Below are 18,937 nucleotides of genomic sequence, written 5' to 3' on the forward strand. Positions count from 1 at the left end.
TGAGCTTCCGGGATAGATTGCTTCAGGTTGCTCGCAAAGACACTATAGGTATTGCGAACTAAATTCAGAATGCTGCCGCCCTTATGATGAAACGTAATCATTTATATTAAACCCAATTAGAGTAACTGAGTTTTCTTCATCAAAACGATAAGTCGTGTTGTTATCTGCAACTTCAAGGACTGGAGTTAAGCTGCCAAAGTCGAGTTGATCGGTATAGTAATCAAAATCAGTGATGCTATCATTACCGGCGTTTTCCCCAAAAGCAAAGACATCATTACCATTACCACCGGTGAGCGTATCATCCCCCTCACCACCGGCTAGTGTGTCATTACCGTCACCGCCAATTATTGTGTCATTTCCTGCGCCACCTTGAATGGTATTATTCTGGCTGTTGCCTTCTAAAGAGTCTCCATAAGAACTGCCGATAAACTTTTCGACACCCGTGACGGTTAATGTCTTAGCATTGGAAGTTAATACACCACTGGCATTAAATGAAGCCGCCTGTCCAAGAGAGCTTAGATCAAGGATATCTACGTCGGTATTATCCCCGTTATTGCCTAAACTGATTTGTAAACCATTTAATACATCTACAACGGTTACTGTGTCATTTTCGGTAGAAGCAACTACGGAGTTGATGTATGAACTTTGCTGAGTATCATTAATATTAAGTGCAGGGTCTATTACGTCTATTGTTGCTGATTGCAAGAGAGTAACTTCTGTTACAGGTGCTACAGCGCTTGAGACACTGGAAGTAACAGTCTCTGTAGTGCCATACAAATCGATATAAGTGATTTGAACGGAGAGGGCTTTGCCAACATCAGCAGCTGATAAGCTATAATTCGCGCTAACAGCAGAATCAATAGCAACTCCATCTGCATACCATTGATAACTATAAGAGCCTAGACCGTCATTGTCTGCCAAGGTCGAAGTGTCGGCAGAAACAGTTGCTGATTCTAATAAATAGCCTGCTATGCCAACACTCCCAGTGGGATTGTTATTGACATTGGAGACTGCATCTGTATAGGAGGAGTAAACACTTTCTGCGGCACCATAGGCATCCACATAACTGACCCCTACAGAAATATTTTTACCAACATTGGCTTGGCTTAAGACATAATCTATGCCTGTCGCACCATCAATAGCAACTCCATCCGCATACCATTGAAAGCTATACGCTCCTAAACCATCTGTATCAGTCAAATCAACACCTGCTGTTAAAGTGGCGTTTTCCTGGAGAGCTCCACTAATCATAACAGCACCACTTGGAGTGTCATTTACATTAGCGACAGCTCCAGTTGAATTAGAGTTAAGATCTTCTTCTGTACCATAAGCATCCAAATAGGACACTTTTACAGTCACGGCTTTACCAACATCGCCTTGTTTCAAAGTATATTTTTCTGCTGTAGCTCCACCAATAGCAATATCATCAACATACCATTGATACCTGTAAGTACCAACACCATCTCTATCAGCTATCGCACCGGTATTCGCTGTTAATTCTTCGCCTTCCTGAATAGCTCCATCAATTGTTACAATTCCAGTAGGGGCATCATTAATGTTTGTTACAGCAGTAGTGGTTGCGGAATCTAAGCTTTCAGTTGCTCCATAATTATCAACATAAGTTACTTTTACCGAAATTTCTTTCCCGACATTAATCTGATCCAACGTGTATTGACTACCATTAGCACCAGAAATTTCCACGCCATCGGCATACCATTTGTAAGTATAAGTGCCCACACCATCTTGATCGGTAACTGCGGCAGATGCTGTTAGAATTTCTCCTTCTTGAGCAACACCTGTAATACTTACAGTACCAGTAGCTGCATCATTCACATTGGCTACAGTTGCGGTGGCAGTGGATGCCTTGCCTTCTGTGGTACCATATCTGTCGACATAACTTACTTTAACTGTGATTTCTTTTCCTACAGAGGCCTGGTCTAACGTGTATTGTCTTGCTGTTGCTCCAGTAATTGCTATGCCATCAGCAAACCATTGATAACTATAAGAGCCTACGCCATCGGCGTCGCTCAAATCAGCTCGAGCAGTAAGCACCTCATTTTCTTGCGCATTGCCATCAATAAGTACATTGCCAACTGGGTCATCATTGAGATTAGCCACCACTGCAGTTGCTTTTGACGCTACCTTTTCTGCTGCTCCAAAACCGTCGGTATAATTGACAGCAACGGTAATGGCTTTTCCTACATCAGCTTGTTTTAATACATAGTTGGCTTGATTAGCTCCCGTGATTGCAACACCATTGGCTAGCCATTGATAGCTAAACTTTCCTAATCCATCGGCATCGGCCAAACCACTGGTGTTTGCCGTTAAAACACTATCTTCCTGAAGTTGCCCCTGAATAACAACTAATCCAGTGGGGGCATCGTTAACATTGATAACTGGTACACCCGTTTTTGCAACCAGTGTGACTTTTTGACCTGTAATATCGGTGTAGGTTACTTTTAAGGAAATAAGTTTGCCGACATCTGCTTGTGTTAGTTTATAGGTTTGTTGCGTCGCTTTTGCTATATTTTGGCCATTAGCTTGCCACTGAAATGTAAAGCCGGAATCGTTATCAAAGTCTATATTTTTCAAATTGGCGGACAACACTTGATGTTGGACTAGCTTACCTGTGATTGCTGCAGTATCAGGAGTAAGATCGATACCAAATTTCCGAGCTATATTTTGAACAGTTGTTGAGGCCTTTAGTAAAGGGGTAAGGGGTAATTTATAATTAAGTGAGGCCAATTTTTGAAGGAAAAGAACATATTGAGAAGCCATCATAATCTCCAGTACACCATTAATATTTCTATCCGTACTGTATTGGTGTTTCTCCCTTCAAATCCTACTTTAATAAAAGAAAGTATTATTGTACAAGTTTAGTACATATATTGGGCTGTTCAACTGTTTTGGCAAATATATTTAAATCCTCTACAAAACAGGCCTGTATTGTGTTTTAAGGATTTTAATATTTTATTACGTTGAGCTTATATAACTTTTGTATTGGATAATAAATACCCATAGAAGCCTTCATTTAAAAGGGCGTAATCTCGATAAAAAATCATCAAAGCTTTATTTGCCTCTTTTTTTGCTGTCAGGCATAAGCTAACATGTCATAAATGTTGCTAATGGATTGTAATAATGATTTTTTTTGCACGAATCATTGCTAGTGTACTTGCCTGTTTGTTACTGCTGAATACCGGCATGGCTGCCCGTAGTGATAACTTCTATAGAAATTTTTGGATGCCTAAGTATCATGGGCAACGTTTAAATTACTGTAGTTTTGATGGCAAAGAATGCGGTATGGCCTTGGCAACACGTTATTGTAGACTGATGGGTTATGCTTATGCTGATCAACAAATCATTGATAATAACGTCGGTTTAACTAACTATCTATTCTGTAATGCTAAATGCAAGGGTTGGCGCTGCAACGGTTTTAAAACAATTCGTTGTGTAGCAAATATGTCCCACAAGCCCCCAAGAGCATATCATTATCGCTTAAGACGCTATGTTTATCCTCGTTTTAACAATTATCGCATAGATTGGTGCTATGACGGACAGCATGGCTGTGGCCGCAAAGCTGCTTTTTCCTTCTGTCGTCGTATGGGATATTTGGATGTCCGCCGATACACCATTCAAAAACACATTGCGGCTACTAAAGCAATAGGGAACCAAAAGCTATGTTTTGGAATAGCATGTAACGCTTTTGAACATATTGATTGTTACCGCTAGGGCATGTGAATATTAAGGATTTCTGACGCGAAGAAAAAAGGTCGTCATTTATTTGACAGGCTAACGGTTAGTAACTAATACTCAATTTAGATAAGTCGGGTAGGGATAGCTATGAGCCAAAGTGAAACTATTATCATTATTGATAATGACAATGAACGTTCTCATAAGCTAAACACGATTTTAAATTTTGTAAGTGAAACCTGCATTCTTGCAAACTATACAAGCTGGAGAAATCTTTCCTACAAGCGTGCTCATGCTGTTTTAATTGGTTTTCAGGAATCCTATGAGGAAACGCTTGAGTTTTTAAGCGAATTTAGAAATCGAGTGACACAACTTCCCATTATTCTTATTGATTCACCGACTTCTGAAGCTGAATATCCAGTGTCTAATGTAATGGCTAACCTTTTCTTCCCCTTTACCTATGCTCAAATGCTTGAGGCCCTTCATAAATGTCAAATCGCCAATGAAACTGCTCTGGCCGAATTAAATAATCAAAAAAGGACGCCCTTATTTCGCAGCCTGGTCGGAAACAGTGAGTCTATACGTCAAGTTCGTAAATTAATTGCTCAGGTTGCGGATACTGAAGCCAGTGTATTGATACTGGGTGAATCAGGAACAGGTAAGGAAGTTGTCGCTCGAAATATTCATGCTTTTTCATCACGCCATAATAAGCCATTTATCCCGATTAACTGTGGGGCAATTCCTGCTGAATTATTAGAAAGTGAACTCTTTGGACATGAGAAAGGGGCATTCACTGGAGCAATTACTTCCCGCCAGGGGCGTTTTGAATTAGCGAATGGGGGTACTTTATTTCTGGATGAAATAGGAGATATGCCTCTGGCAATGCAAGTTAAATTATTGCGTGTGTTACAAGAGCGCTGTTTTGAACGAGTTGGAAGTAATAAAAGTATCGATGTTAATGTCAGAATTATTGCAGCTACTCATCGCAATCTTGAAACGGCTATTGGAGAGGGGAAGTTTCGTGAGGATTTGTTTTATCGTTTAAATGTATTTCCTATTGATATGCCTCCTCTACGAGAAAGACGAGAAGACCTTCCCCTACTGCTTAACGAACTTATTTCACGCATTGAAGGGGAAAATCGGCCTGGAATTCGCTTGATGCCTGCAGCTCTTGAAGCCTTGAGTCGTTATAATTGGCCTGGAAATGTCCGAGAATTGGCCAACCTTGTGGAGCGATTATCTATCTTATTCCCGAATGGTATTGTTGATTTGAGCGATCTGCCCCGACGCTTTAGAAGGGGTAGTAGACTGACGCAGGGAGTATTAAGCAGTGAGCGCGAAACGTTATTAGAACTGTTAAGTCCAGAGGCAATTACCAGTGATGGTATTGATTTGAAAGAGCATCTGGTAAAGACGGAGCTTGCACTGATAAGCCAAGCTCTCAACGAATCAGATTGGGTTGTGGCCCATGCTGCAAACTATTTAAACATGCGACGAACCACACTAGTCGAAAAAATGCGTAAATATGGCCTTACTCGACCTGAACGTGCTTAAGCTTTACCAATTTACTCGGTTTGCTTAGGTTTTTCTGTTTCAGGTGATGTAGCTTTAGGTTTTGCTGTTTTGCTTTTAACTGCAGTTGCAACGGTAGCCACTTCTTCTTCGCCAGCTTTAGACGTCTTTTTAGCGCTTGCGACAACTACTTCTTCCTCTTTTTTCGCTTTTTTATCAGTTGAGCTAACGACATCACCTGTTTCTGGTTGCTCGCGTTTCTTTTTATAATCGGTAATGATTTCTGAAACGCTTTTACTCACGTCTTTAAAAAGCTTATTCGCGATTGAGGTAATTTCCTTAAAATCAGGAAGCTTTGATTTAAAGTCGCCCATGATTTACTCCATATTGGTTAATCAGCTTAGTCTTTGTATTAAGTATACTCGACTTTAACGCTTTGAGTAATCCAAAATGGAGTATCGATGATTACCTTAGTTCGCATAGCTCGGATATAGAGGGGGAGCTGAAGGGGTCACTTGGCTATAGTCTAAAGGATTGGGTTTTTGACACTCTTCCTGTAGATGTGCCAATTCTTTAGACAGACCTTGTTGTGTGCCTTGTTTATAAACTCGCCCGCCAAAAAATGTTAAACCACTACCAGCAAAGGTTGTTGCTGTAAAAAGAGTACCGAAAGCTACTTGGAATTGCAGCATGCTAAGACCTAAACCGATACCGTAAGCACTAAAAAATGAGCTGCCCCCAAAAGTAGCAGCAAGGCCTACAATACTCGCAGTTAAAATGGTCAAACCAATAACCACTAGTAAAGCACCACCAATTTGTTTGCCTAATGAAGGAGCGCCTGAGGCGTGTTCAGCCAGTACTCCTAGATGCTTGATAGCTTTTTCCGATTGAGGGGTAAAAATTTGCAGAAAATCATTTGTTACAGCGGTGTAGAAATGATAGTCGACTGGCTCATTTTTTAGAATTTTTCCATTAATCTCATCAGCGATTAAGCTCATCGCTTTTGCCATGGAGAGTTGAACACTATTTCGGCCGAAAAGAGAATTATTGGATAATAAAGTGTATTTATCCCTAAAGATCGTTGCTTCATATTGTACTAATTGTTCATCATTTAAATCACATAAAAACTTATTGGGACCTTTGGCTGCTTGAAAATAGCTTTGTGCTGTGACCCCTGTCGCTAACAAATCAGGTAAATCATCAGACTCTCCGATATGAAGGTCATTAACAAGTCCTATAAGTAAGTCAGTAAACTCCTCACTTTGCCCTTCAGCTTTTACCTGACGATACATGTCTAGAATAAAACCACATAAACGAAGATAATTAATTTGATGACGTTGTTGCTCCTCAAATCCAAAGCGAAGATAGGACAATGCCGGAGCGGTATATAATTCTTTCAGCTTTTCTTCAATGTTTAGCAAGCAGAAGCGAACGCGAGGTGAGAGACCTGCAGGATGATGATCTTCATATTGACGAAAGTCATTCAGAAGTTTTTGGTGAAGAGAGTTAACTAAATCGGCTGGATTGTTATTTAAACGCTCCAGGAATTTTTTCGCTAAAGGGATATGGGTATATCTCCACTGAATATTAGCCTCGTTGTCGCGAATTCTACGCTCAGAATTGGCAATAGCTTTTCTGTGGGGTTCCATTTGACGGTCTAGACTGTCGCGCTCTAAAGTCTTTATGCTTAATTCACTCTGCAATTGCACGAGGGTCATCCTAGATATAGAGTCACTCATAAAATCAACGACATCGTAACGATGGTGATCATGACCATGATGATGGTGATTGTGATGATGGGAATGGTGGTGATGACTAATGTTTGCGAGTTGTTGACTAAGAATTAGTGTATTTAAAGAGCCTATCTTAAGATCTAGAGTGGTTAGTTGCTGCTGTAAGGGAGCTAATGATTCCCTTTCTATAGCTATTTTTTTTTGTTCTTGAATAATTTCCTTTTCTAAGTGAGGTATTTCACTCTCCCATTTGTCAATATTTTTTTGATTATAAATAACATTTTCAAGTGGTCGCATAATCACCTCATTAGTGAAGGGTATTAAAAGGCCATTAGTGTAGCAAAATGACCTATTAATTAGCAATGAAATATTTTATGAGTGTTTTTTAAATGTTCGCTATGGCAAATTTCATTTCAATTTGACGCTGTAAGTTATAAAATGTCACCCATTTAGTGAATAGGTATACGGATAATGGTTAAAGGAATGGTGGGTTATTTCCTTCGAAAAATAATTGAAGGCCAAATTAAATCAGCTTTATTAAATGATGAGACCGAGAAAACATCCTTAAGACGTTGGCTTGCTATTGCGAATCGACACCCCTTTAATCCCAATTGCTGGAAATATCAATTCGCAAACGGGGAATCGCTAGTCGCCTATAGTGTAGTACAATCGAATGCACGACTAGAGGCTGCACGAAATCCTAAGTGGTATCAAAAAATTCTTGGTGGTAGAAATTATCATTCAAAATATTTGTGCGAGTCACAAGCGTATTATAAAAGTCTTTTTGAGATATGGGTATATAGGAAAAAGTTTGAAAATACTGCTTTACCAGTCTCTTTCGAACTACGTTGGTATCATCGCCTTATTAGCTGGCTGCTGGATAAAATCAATTTACAGTGGAGTTTTACCAGTGATGATTTGGACGAACAACATTTATTTTTAAAGTTAAAAGAGAATGAGGGGATAGAACCCGATTATCAAGAGCACCCCGCTCGGGTTTTAGCAAATGAGCCAACGTCAGGGTATAAGGATACGCCTTCAATTCGTGAGAAATATACCGTCGCGAGACTGCTAGATTCACCTCAGCTTATTTTTAAGCGGATGATAAAGCCTGAAAGTAAATCAAAAGTAGAGCCCCAAAAGATTGAATCTCCAATACCCACCCATATGCAACAATGGCTCAATCAATTGTCACTCCATCATCAGGTTGATCAATTTCATCAACATCAGCATCAAGTAGAACAAGAACAAAAAATTGATAAAAATATCATGGCTGATTTGCAGCGTTTACAAGATGCACAAAAATGGGTCGATGAGTCCGCAATTAGTGAGGTAAGTGCTGCAATAAGTCGCTTGGAAGCATTGAATTATGAGGCTTCTGTAAAATGGGTTCACGCATTAAATAAACGTTGTTTTCAGATATGGCGACGTGGTAAAAGTTTTGAGGCTTACCACAACAACTCGCATCAGTTATTGATCAGTGATGCTGCACTGCAAAGGTTACTGGCAGCAAAAGGTCATATAAGAACAGATGATTATAGGTTGGATTTGGATACTCTCCCTCTAGGTTTTTTCTTGGAGAAAGACAGTTCTGGCAAAATTTTTACCTTGAAATATCATGAAAAATATCGTGAATATCAGTTGATGACAGTTCAGGATGCCGCTGTACGATTAGATACTTACAATCCGAGTTCGGAATTTCATTCTAAGGAGGAAAATCAATCGTGTTCGGTGACAAAACTCGATTTATTAAAAACCTTTGAGGAGTGTGGCATTCAACTTAAACCGCGACAATTAGAATTTTTGGAGCAATTAGACAAGTCAAGCAATACCCATAGAAATACTCAAGGTCTTTATAAAACCAGTGCTTATGCCTTTCGTGCGTTAAAACTAATCGCTGAAAATATTCACTCTGCTCCGTTTCATGAGGATAAAACCAATCAACTTAAGCATTTTCTGGGTGAATTTATTGATATTCTGGAAAAATTTTCAAAAATAAAAGCTCATGATCTGTCTAGTTTAATCAGAGAAGAAGATGTCGAGAGTTATAAGGCTTTAGGTATTTCTCTCGAGTTAAGTGATCAAAAGGATGAATATAAATACTTAGTCCGCACTAAAGAATCTTATTTGCAAAGGTTTATACTTCATTATTTAAAAGATTTAAGAAATGGCCAGGAATTTTTTAGTGAGACTCAGCAAGATGCTCTAAGACGATTTGGGAAATTTGATGATAATGCATTTCGCTGGCTCGGACATATAGAGTATGGTCTGGATCATCACCATAATTTTGCTGAAATCAGTAAGGGATTATTGTATTTTTTTGATTATTTTGAAAGTCTTGGCATTGATGTTCCTGCCTGTGATAGTGGTTCTGCGGGATTAAGCAGTCTGGGAGGTTTTATTCATCTTAAGCATATGCTCGATTGCATCAGTTTATCAGGTGGAAAGAAGAACATTGCTGTTCAACAACTGCAAGCAAAATATGTCGCGGCACTACCAAGAGATTTTGAAGAATCCAAGTCTTTATTAAAAGAAGGTTATAGCTTTGTCCATGAGTCTATGCTGGTGGGCAGTGACCGTTATCCTGCCAATATGCCCGCAATTATTTCTAAAGAGGAATTCGAACAACTTAAGTATGGTTCTTCAGCTTCAGAAAGGGTATCTCCTCAAGCTTATTTTCGAGCGATCTATTTACGGTTTATTGCCTATCATGTCGATCCCAATTATTTGAAAGAAGCTATTGAAAAATGGGAAAAATTAACACAAACACCAATCACTTGCTGGGAAAATTCGTTTTATAATGATAGCGAGTATTTTGAGCTGATGCATTCGAACTTATTAAAAAATGCAGATGAACTCATACAGTATGCTTTATCACTTCCTATGAAATTAGCCTCACACTCCCAAGAAGACTTCTCTCAGGAAAAAAATAGTTTTGAAGCATTTGGTAATCAGAAATTAGTTGGTTTTGAAGTAAAAGACCAATATGAGAAAGAGCACATCGAGACGCTCTTTAAAAAATTAAATCTACCAATAGACCTCGTTATCGAGTTACGGCCGATTTTGCAGCGAATGAATGAGCTAGCGCGTGACTATGCAGACAAATCAGCAAATGAGCTTGAAGCTAGTTTAAAGAATGCCCGTAAACTTAGCTTTGAAGATCAACTTTGTCTGCTTCGAGAAACTCATTGTCGTTTAACTTGTGCAGAATCAACAACAAATCCTCCGCAAGGAGAATGGCTGAGGTTAGAACAGTTAATAGCTATTTTGATTGCCACAAAAAAGAATAGTTTGTTACAAATAGATACCAGTGAGGGTAAGACGCTTATTATTCAATTCAGTGCCATTTTAAAAGTATTAGCAGGCAAGAAGATTGATGTATTAACACATAATGAATCATTGGCTTTGGAAGCTAGTGCAGAGATTAAAAAAATAGCTAATTATTTAGGGATTAAAGTAGCAAAAAAAGGTGATAAAAGTGCGGCAATTTTAGATGCTGATATTTTGTATATGGATGCAGCAACAGCAGTGATTAACGATTTACTTGCTCAATTTTCTGATGAAAAAAATCTGCCAGGACATCGACGTGCAAGTGATGCCATTATTGATGAAATTGATAATGTTGTTATTGATATTAATGCCAACACCACGATGCAAATTTCCCAAGGAAGCGGGAGGGCAAGTGATGATTTTGAAAAGTTCTTAATGACTTTAAATACTCTTGTGCGTAAAGATTTACCTCAGAAAACAGAACTAGTAGACAAGACATCGCAACGTCGCTTTATTAAAAACATGCTAGGTACTCAGCTAGTTAATAATGAATTTTATAAGAAAATAAGCGCATGTGAAGAAGATTTAGACTATTACATAAGTGCTGCAATTTCGGCGATGCAATTGATTAAAAAAACACATTATGTCGTTGAAGAGAATGATCTGGTCATCGAGCAGAAGCCTAAGGCGATTACTATTCCTAGAAAAGTTGTGCGTATTGTGCATAAAGACACAACTGGACATGTCGATGAAATTTCACGCTGGGGGGCCGGTGTTCATCAATGCGTTGCCGCCTGGGAAAAACAATACGATGCCACTGTCGAGATCCCTGGGGAGTCAAAAGTTTTAGCAGAAGCGGATGTTGCCCTTTATCTTCAGGAGCACTACAAATCCCGCAGTGGTTTATCAGCCACGCTGGGGGATAACTCTGTAAAAGGAAAAATAGAACATACTATTGGTTCCGAAATAAGTGTGATTATGCCGCCTGCGATTAGACCTCTGGATGGTAAGGCGAATTGGCCTCTTAAAACAAAAACAATAGGGGAGAATATTTTAACGCTACCTGAATACAACAGGGCCTATCGATTTCCACCTATTTATACAGAATCTCGGGAGACACACAACGAAACCTTATTAGACGCGGTGCAAACGATTCAAGAGAACAATCAGTCTTGTATTATTTTCTTAAATACTATTAATGAATGCGATGCATTGTTTGATTATCTTACTGAGCACGGCATATCAACAAAACACTTGCAAATTTTAGACGATACTCAAGACGACCAGTCTGCTGGGCAAAAATTTCGTCCTCCTGAGTCAACTGTAAAAGTGCGCGCCAAAGAACCTAAGATGATTACCTTAACAACAGCAGCAGGTAGTCGTGGTACTAACTTTAATGATGTGAATGTGGGTATCTTAGCGAAACCTGGTTCTGGTCGCGTAACCTTGCAAAAATCTGGGCGTATCGCCCGTAATGGTCAATTTGGGGTGGTTTATGAAATCTACTGCACCGAAGATTTGGAGCAGGGAGATGACTACAACACAGACACTAATACTGATCCGATGGAGCATCGTAATCGTATTTTTACGCATGAAAAAGCGAAAGAATCACGTGATTTAGCAGCGATTGAATCAGGGAAACAGGAACGGCAAACTAAATGGTGGTTGCAGCAACGATATTTAGATTACCGAGGGACTAATTCTGACCGAAAGCATCTTCTGGATAAACAATGGACTACTTTCTTCAATCAAATAAAATCCTGGAAGGAGGATGACGTTAAGGCACAATGGGAGCAGTTTAAAAACAATACAAAACAACTATCTCAACAATGAGATAGATTGTTTGGCATTGCCCGTGAATGCTTAATTGGTTAGTGCAGTCAATATTCGCCGCTTTCCTTTAAAAGTAGCTCTGCCATGCAAGGTTAAAATATTATCCAAAACCATGACATCTCCTTGTTTCCAAGGGAAGGAAACAGTGTTTTCTTGTAACATATCCAAAATATGGGCCAGATCGTCTCGTGGAATTGCACTGTTATCAGCAAAGGTTACTTCATGTAATCGAGTTAAACGACGAAAATAGACCAAATTGACAGCCAGAAATTTTACCATTCCTAAAAGTTTAGGACTGAAGTCATAAAGATGAGCCTGATTAAACCATACTGTTTCATTGGTGATGGGATGCTGTAGCACGGTAGGTCCGTTGTGTTTGATTTCAATCCAGTTATTCGGAAGCCACTGGCAGTGAATTCCATTGGTCTGACAAAACTCTTCTACAAGTTCTTTGTTATTAGTTTCAAAAACATCCATCCACGATTTATGTGAACGTGCTAAACGGTTAATCAATGTCATGACTGCGCTTTGCTGATAATAATGAGAAATATAAGTGATTCCTTTATCCTTGAAACGTTGTACTACATTAGGGTCTAGTGCTTTATATATTTTCCTCGCATCAGCAATCACTGTTTCACCCTGGAAAGCAGGTTCAATTTGGCAATAAAAATAAATATGCGCTGGATAGGTGGTCAAATAGGAAAGCTCTTGATGTAGAGGGATATAGATATTCGGAGGGGCTTCTGTTGAAGTATAAACACCATCAATCACTTTATCGCGTGGACTATCACCGCCAACATAATCAACAAACTGTCCTAAGTTTATTTCTTTAATAAAGTCAGAGAAATGTTCTGCTGTTGATAATGGGAAATCGCGGAAAAGCAAAGCACCATGCTGTAATAAGTATTCTCTAAATTGGGCTTTATGTTCGGAAAGTTGTTCCTGCCAATGCTTGGAGTTTGTACTTTTCCAGCGAATAATAGTTGGGAATCGTTCTTCTATACTGAAATTATCCATGTTTAACTCGTCCCTGATTCTAGTTAACCTAATATACAAGCAAAAAGTAATCCAAACTTGATTCTTTGCGACCATAATCAGTATTTTTACGAGTAGTTCGAAACAATCCAAGGTGATTTTCAATGAGATTCCGTGAGTGTAGCTGCACTGCATTTACACTGAAGTATGCAAAAAATCCCTTTTATGACTACATTTAATTGAGAAATAACAAATTTTAGTCTTTGAAATGATTTGAGAATTTTAACCCGTAGTGAATAAGATTGATTAGGGATAAAAATGCAAGGTCATTTTTTTTATAAACTAGGGAAAATCATCTATCCATTTCGGTGGTTTATCATTCTATTCTGGATACTTGTTATCTTGGCGTCTATTCCATTTCTTCCTGATGTTATAAGCCCTTTTAAAACCACAGGCTTCATTGATGAACATTCTCCAAGTGCTAAGGCCGAGGAATATATCAATAAGAAATTGAAATATAATACATCAAATAAATTTTTGATTATGTATAGAAGTCCCAAGCTGCTGGCTAGCAATCCTCAATTTATCAAGAAAATAAAACAGTCCTTATCAGATTTAAAAGATTTCCCCATTGAGCATGAAATCCTGATGCCTAATGATAATAAAAGCCAAATCTCGTCTAAAGATAAACATACAGCTTATGTCGTTGTCATTTTAAAGAGTAGTGAACCGCTTAAAGACAGGTTATTAACTCAATTTGAAAACGCGATAAAAAAGCCTGCGAATATGACGGTAGAACTTGGGGGCGAGGCTGTTTTTGTTAAAGATGTGAATAAACAGACCCAAACTGACCTTTATCGTGCCGATCTTGTGGCAGCTCCCGTAGCGCTTATTACTTTAATTTTTGTCTTTGGATCGCTTATAGCAGCTTTATTGCCTATTTTATTAGGAGGTGGGGGGGCATTAATTATTTTGACCCTGCTTTTTTTCATAGGCCATCTCTATACGCTGTCTGTGTTTACACTCAACATCGCATTGTTATTGGGACTTTGTTTAAGTTTGGATTATTCGTTATTTATCATGAGTCGTTTTCGTGATGAATTGCACAATGGTGTTAGTGTCAGTGACGCTATAGCAATTACTACGGAAACGGCAGGAAAGGCTGTTTTTTTTAGCGGATTGGCGGTTCTTGTTAGTTTGAGTGCTTTATTTCTTTTTCCCATTAATATTTTGTTTTCAGTGGCAATGGGTGGAGGGGTGGCCGTATCAATAGCAGTTCTTACTGCGATTATTTTATTGCCAGCCATTTTATCGGTGCTTGGGAAACGGATTAATTTTCTCTCAGTGCGTTTTCATAAGGATAAAAAAAGATTCAACTTTTGGCATTGGTTGGCAACAAAAATTGTCAAACGCCCTTTATTATTTTTCTTCCCCGTTCTGCTGTTTTTATTGATGCTTGGTTACCCCTTTTTATCGGCGATATTTGGCGTATCTGATCATCGAATTTTGCCGGAAAAATCTGAGCATCGTCGCTTTTTTGATATGTATGCTAAAAAATTTAATATAGAAACACTCAATCCTATTTTACTGGTAATTCAAACATCACATGGTTCAATTTTATCAAAGACAAACATTAACAATTTATTTGATTTAGCGAAAAAATTGAAAAAAAATCCCTCTGTTGACAAGATAAATAGCGTTGTCACTACGGATTCAGATCTGACTAAAAAGCAATATTATACCCTTTATAATGACAATAAAGATTCCAGAAGCAAAAGCTTAAAACAATTGCTTGCAACAACCACCAGTTACTCATTTACAGTAATGAGCATTATTAGTAAATATCAAATCAATTCACCAGAAACCCAGAATCTAATTGCAGATTTAAGGGATCTGAAATTAAACGATGGAATGAAGGTTGAATTAACCGGTACACCCGTTATCAACAAGGAAGTTTTAGAAAGTATTTCACATATTCTTCCTTTCGCTTTACTGTGGATTATTGTGTTTACCTATCTAATCTTACTTATTTTACTGCGCTCCTTATTTCTGCCTATTAAAGCGATTTTAATGAATTTACTGAGCCTTTGTGCCTGCTATGGGGCATTGGTATTAGTTTTTCAGGAAGGATATTTGTCGCAATGGCTTAATTTTGAACCTCAAGGTATGTTAGATATCAGTTTATTGGTCATTATTTTTTGTGCTTTATTTGGTTTTTCCATGGATTACGAAGTGTTTTTATTAACGCGCATAAAAGAATGTTATGAAGAAAATGGTGCTAATAATAACAGCATTGTTTTTGGAATTGAGAAAAGTAGTCGCATTATTACCAGTGCTGCTTTAATTGTAATTGTGATCTGTGGTTCCTTTTTAGTTGCTGATGTGTTAATGGTAAAAGCATTTGGACTTGGAATCGCAGTGGCTATTTTTGTAGATGCATTTTTGATTCGCACACTGCTAGTTCCCTCAACAATGGCTCTGCTTCAATCCTGGAATTGGTATTTGCCAAAATGGATGGATAGACTTTTGCCCAGACTGTAATTAATAATTGATACAATAAAATTAGTCGTAATCCATTAACACGTTTATAAAGGACGATAAATTGAGATGGAAAACTCAGAACAATTAAATGAATTTCTGGAAACAGAAGTTAAACACGATGCAAAAACACTTCATGGATTATTCGAAGAGCAAGCCAAACATACCCCGCAGCAACTTGCCGTTATTTTTGGTGAACAAACCATAAGCTATGAGCAATTAAATCAAAAAGCGAATCAGCTGGCTCATTATTTACAACAGATGGCGGTAAAGCCAGACACACAAGTGGCAGTGTGTATGGAGCGCTCAATTGACCTTTTAATTGTGATACTTGGTATTTTGAAAGCGGGTGGAGCTTATATTCCCTTAGATTCCTCACATCCTGAAGAACGGCTACTACTTATTTTAAAAGAGGGCGGAACGCAATTTTTAATCACAATTGATAAATTTAAGAAGAGATTTTCTCGCTATCAAGGCGATGTTGTTTTGATGGACAAAGAAGATGAAATCAAAAAACAATCAACAAAAAATCCGCGCTCAAATGTAAACGCAAGAAATTTAGCGTACATTATTTATACTTCAGGCTCCACAGGCACACCCAAAGGTGTGGTTGTCGAACATCGAGGTGTAGTTGATTACTCGTTATGGTTTGCTGAGTATTGTGATTGTCAGCCGGGTGAACGTATAGATTTCTCTTCCAATCATGCTTTTGATTTCGCCTTAACGACGTCAATTATTCCCCTGATGTTGGGATTAACATTAGTAATTTGTGCAGACAAAATTAAAAAAGACCCTAGACAATATTTAAAATATCTAAACACTCATGAGGTTAATTTTATTAAACTAACACCCAGTTATTTTAGAGTGTTGATCTATGAGGTCAAAAACAAGCATATTGACTTGCCTTATTTGAAGAAAATTATGTTGGCAGGAGAGAGTTTATTTTCCAGTGATTGTTCAGCTTGGCTAGCTCTTTATCCTGATCATATTTTATATAATGAATATGGCCCCACCGAGACAAGTGTGGCGGTGTGCTTATATAAAATTGACCGAAAAAATATTCATAGATTAGGTGCCAACGTTCCAATTGGTCATGTCGCGCCACATATTCAATCCTACATTCTTGATGAAAATCGAATGCCAGTTGGTGAAGGTGAAACAGGGGAGTTATATCTTGGTGGAAGCTGCCTGGCGAGAGGCTACTTAAATAATCCTGATTTAACCCGACAATATTTTATTCAACATCCTTTCAATCCAGATATTGATGCAAAGCTCTATAAAACAGGCGACTTGTGCCGCAGGTTAATACAGGGAGAAATTGAATGCTTAGGACGGATTGATCATCAGTTAAAAATACGTGGTTTTCGTGTTGAGCCTGGTGAAATCGAAATTTGTTTAATTGGACATTCGGCTATAAAAGAAGCTGTTGTGCTTGCTGCCAACGAAGAACAAAAAGAAACACGTTTAGTTGCTTACTATATTTTAAATGATAGTAAGGTTGAATTAGACAGTACGGAGTTACGTCAGCATTTGCTACGTCATTTGCCCGATTACATGGTGCCATCAAGTTTTGTCAGAATGGATTCATTTCCATTAAATGCCAATGAGAAGTTAGACAGAGCAGCATTGCCTATTCCTCAATTTACAGCGAGCCAATATTACATCGCGCCCAAGACCCACTTAGAAAAAAATCTTGCACAAATTTGGTCGGAAGAACTAGAGATAAAACCAATAGGCTTAAAAGATGATTTTTTTGAGTTAGGAGGACACTCTTTAGCGGCGGCAAGAATCATTTCAACCGTAAACCATAAATTGGGCAAAGACGTGAAGCTCTATGATTTTTATTCACAACCGACGATTGCCCATTTAGCGTCTTTAATAAAAAAAGCAAAGAAGAAAGGAAAAAGACGCGTTATCAATAAAGCCTTTTTAAATGCAACCCAATTTCCTTTGAGTAACTTTCAACTATTACTATGGTTGGCCGATACATTTGAGCCTAAAGCAAAACGTTTAAACATTTTTGCCAGAAAGCGTTTTGAAGGACGTCTTAACATCGATAAATTAAATAGGGCTTTCGAAGCGGTCTTTAAAAAACATGATGTCTTTTCTTATAGCGTCTCCAAGCTGCAACCCTTACAATGTCTACAGAAAAAAATTGGCTTTCAAGTGATTGAAAAAAACCTTGAGTCATTTTCTGAGAAAAATAGTGAGCAAATTTTAGAGAGTTCTATTCAGGAATTAATTGAATATAATTCATGGCCAAAAAATAAATACCCAATAGTTGTTCGCTTATTTTATTTAAAAAATAACCTTACAGAACTACAACTTTGTTTGCCTCATATGATCTCGGATGATCTGTCTCCGGAAATTTTATTGTCGGATTTATCGTCTTTTTATAATTCAGCAATAAAAGGGCATAAAACTGTAAAAAAAGATATAGCATTCAGAAATTACCTCCTGGAAGAACAAACTTACATGCAGCAACATATAAATCGAGATTTAAAGTTTTGGGATGATTATCTTAAAGACGCTGCCTTATTTGCCTTTCCAACAGAACAAGTGGTACATAGTCCACAAAATTATCAATTTTCCTATTCTACATACAGGGAGATACCTGAAGAAACTTTGAATAGTTTTCATGTATTTTGTAAGCATCAACACACCAGTGTTTTTGATGGTTTGTGTGCTGCATTGATGATGGCTCTGTTGAATATCAGCAAAAATAATCAAGATATTCCTGAGGCAGTGTATGTGAATCGCGTAAAATCCACTCGAGATAATCCAGATTATGACAGTACTTTTGGTGGTTTTTTAAGGCTTGAGCCTATTAAACTGCGCATCAATAAGAGTTCTAATTTGACATCCCTTTTACAACAGGTGCATGAGTCAGTGATTACTACTCATCCTTACCAACAGTGTTCTGATTTAATCAAACTTGCGAACATTAGTACATTTCGACAAAAACCTCCTTTCATAAAAAATTATGTGATCAAAGGGGTCGTTTGGCTTTATACTACAATTTTCCGCTCGGTTAAATTAGATCGTCGCATTCTTAATTTATGTGGACGACTTGGTGCCGATAAGAAAAATAATTTTCTGGTGAACATGAATGTGCAGCACAGTTTTCTAGGCAATTCTCACAAGCGAAACAACAGCAATATATTTGGTTTTGAAACCCGAAAGATTAGAGATTATCACTACGATTTGCTGAAAATAAACAACTTGTTAGATGTTTGCTTTTTGCGAATGGTGGGTTCAAATGCACCACATTTAATTATCTCTGCTAATTTGCAACCTGCATTTAGAGCATTAATTGCGAATGAGGTTATACGGGTGATGCGAGAATGCTGCTCTACGCAATAAAGTTTATTTTTTATTTTCAGCGG

At 38.0% G+C, this 18,937-nt stretch carries 9 protein-coding genes; 5 read left to right on the forward strand and 4 right to left on the reverse strand.

The genetic code is table 11. From position 1 onward, the window contains the following. Positions 1-81: 81 nt before the first annotated feature. Positions 82-2,778: a hypothetical protein gene (locus LHA_RS17495; RefSeq protein ID WP_045105724.1), complete on the reverse strand. Its 2,697-nt coding sequence runs from the start codon at positions 2,776-2,778 to the stop codon at positions 82-84. A gap of 360 nt (positions 2,779-3,138) precedes the next feature. On the opposite strand from LHA_RS17495, the gene LHA_RS05905 reads away from it, so the two are divergent. Next, entirely contained in the window at positions 3,139-3,729 is a 591-nt protein-coding gene (locus tag LHA_RS05905) for a hypothetical protein (protein WP_052673604.1), read from the forward strand. Positions 3,730-3,840: 111 nt separating this feature from the next. Further along, complete coding sequence (locus LHA_RS05910) at positions 3,841-5,244, forward strand: sigma-54 dependent transcriptional regulator (RefSeq protein WP_045105725.1); 1,404 nt, start codon at positions 3,841-3,843, stop codon at positions 5,242-5,244. 11 nt (positions 5,245-5,255) lie between these two features. Here the strand turns inward: LHA_RS05910 and LHA_RS17105 are convergent, their stop codons facing one another. Then, positions 5,256-5,576 (reverse strand): hypothetical protein, encoded by a 321-nt coding sequence (locus tag LHA_RS17105; RefSeq protein WP_045105726.1) that lies wholly within the window; start codon positions 5,574-5,576, stop codon positions 5,256-5,258. A gap of 96 nt (positions 5,577-5,672) precedes the next feature. Then, a complete protein-coding gene (locus LHA_RS05920; RefSeq protein WP_045105727.1) occupies positions 5,673-7,232 on the reverse strand; it encodes a hypothetical protein in 1,560 nt (519 codons plus the stop codon). Positions 7,233-7,418: 186 nt separating this feature from the next. Between LHA_RS05920 and LHA_RS05925 the strand changes: the two genes are divergently transcribed. Continuing rightward, on the forward strand, positions 7,419-12,038 hold the full coding sequence (locus tag LHA_RS05925; protein ID WP_158644242.1) for a helicase-related protein: 4,620 nt from the start codon (positions 7,419-7,421) through the stop codon (positions 12,036-12,038). A 30-nt stretch (positions 12,039-12,068) separates the two neighbouring features. On the opposite strand, the gene LHA_RS05930 is transcribed toward LHA_RS05925, so the two are convergent. Beyond that, entirely contained in the window at positions 12,069-13,055 is a 987-nt protein-coding gene (locus LHA_RS05930) for a TauD/TfdA family dioxygenase (protein WP_052673605.1), read from the reverse strand. Positions 13,056-13,331: 276 nt separating this feature from the next. Here LHA_RS05930 and LHA_RS05935 point away from each other — a divergent pair, with 276 nt between their 5' ends. Beyond that, the gene (locus LHA_RS05935; protein ID WP_045105729.1) at positions 13,332-15,554 is read left to right on the forward strand and encodes an MMPL family transporter; all 2,223 of its coding nucleotides are present in this window, start codon (positions 13,332-13,334) and stop codon (positions 15,552-15,554) included. 66 nt (positions 15,555-15,620) lie between these two features. Next, complete coding sequence (locus tag LHA_RS05940; RefSeq protein ID WP_052673606.1) at positions 15,621-18,914, forward strand: amino acid adenylation domain-containing protein; 3,294 nt, start codon at positions 15,621-15,623, stop codon at positions 18,912-18,914. The last annotated feature ends 23 nt before the right edge of the window (positions 18,915-18,937 follow it).

It is taken from the genome of Legionella hackeliae (assembly GCF_000953655.1).
GTDB classification, from domain to species: domain Bacteria; phylum Pseudomonadota; class Gammaproteobacteria; order Legionellales; family Legionellaceae; genus Tatlockia; species Tatlockia hackeliae.

Bases quoted from the DNA above. Each gene is read 5' to 3' on its own strand.
- LHA_RS05940 (WP_052673606.1), top strand. From the start codon at position 15,621: ATGGAAAACTCAGAACAATTAAATGAATTTCTGGAAACAGAAGTTAAA.
- LHA_RS05910 (WP_045105725.1), top strand. From the start codon at position 3,841: ATGAGCCAAAGTGAAACTATTATCATTATTGATAATGACAATGAACGT.
- LHA_RS05905 (WP_052673604.1), top strand. From the start codon at position 3,139: ATGATTTTTTTTGCACGAATCATTGCTAGTGTACTTGCCTGTTTGTTA.
- LHA_RS17105 (WP_045105726.1), bottom strand. From the start codon at position 5,576: ATGGGCGACTTTAAATCAAAGCTTCCTGATTTTAAGGAAATTACCTCA.
- LHA_RS05925 (WP_158644242.1), top strand. From the start codon at position 7,419: ATGGTGGGTTATTTCCTTCGAAAAATAATTGAAGGCCAAATTAAATCA.
- LHA_RS05920 (WP_045105727.1), bottom strand. From the start codon at position 7,232: ATGCGACCACTTGAAAATGTTATTTATAATCAAAAAAATATTGACAAA.
- LHA_RS05935 (WP_045105729.1), top strand. From the start codon at position 13,332: ATGCAAGGTCATTTTTTTTATAAACTAGGGAAAATCATCTATCCATTT.
- LHA_RS05930 (WP_052673605.1), bottom strand. From the start codon at position 13,055: ATGGATAATTTCAGTATAGAAGAACGATTCCCAACTATTATTCGCTGG.
- LHA_RS17495 (WP_045105724.1), bottom strand. From the start codon at position 2,778: ATGGCTTCTCAATATGTTCTTTTCCTTCAAAAATTGGCCTCACTTAAT.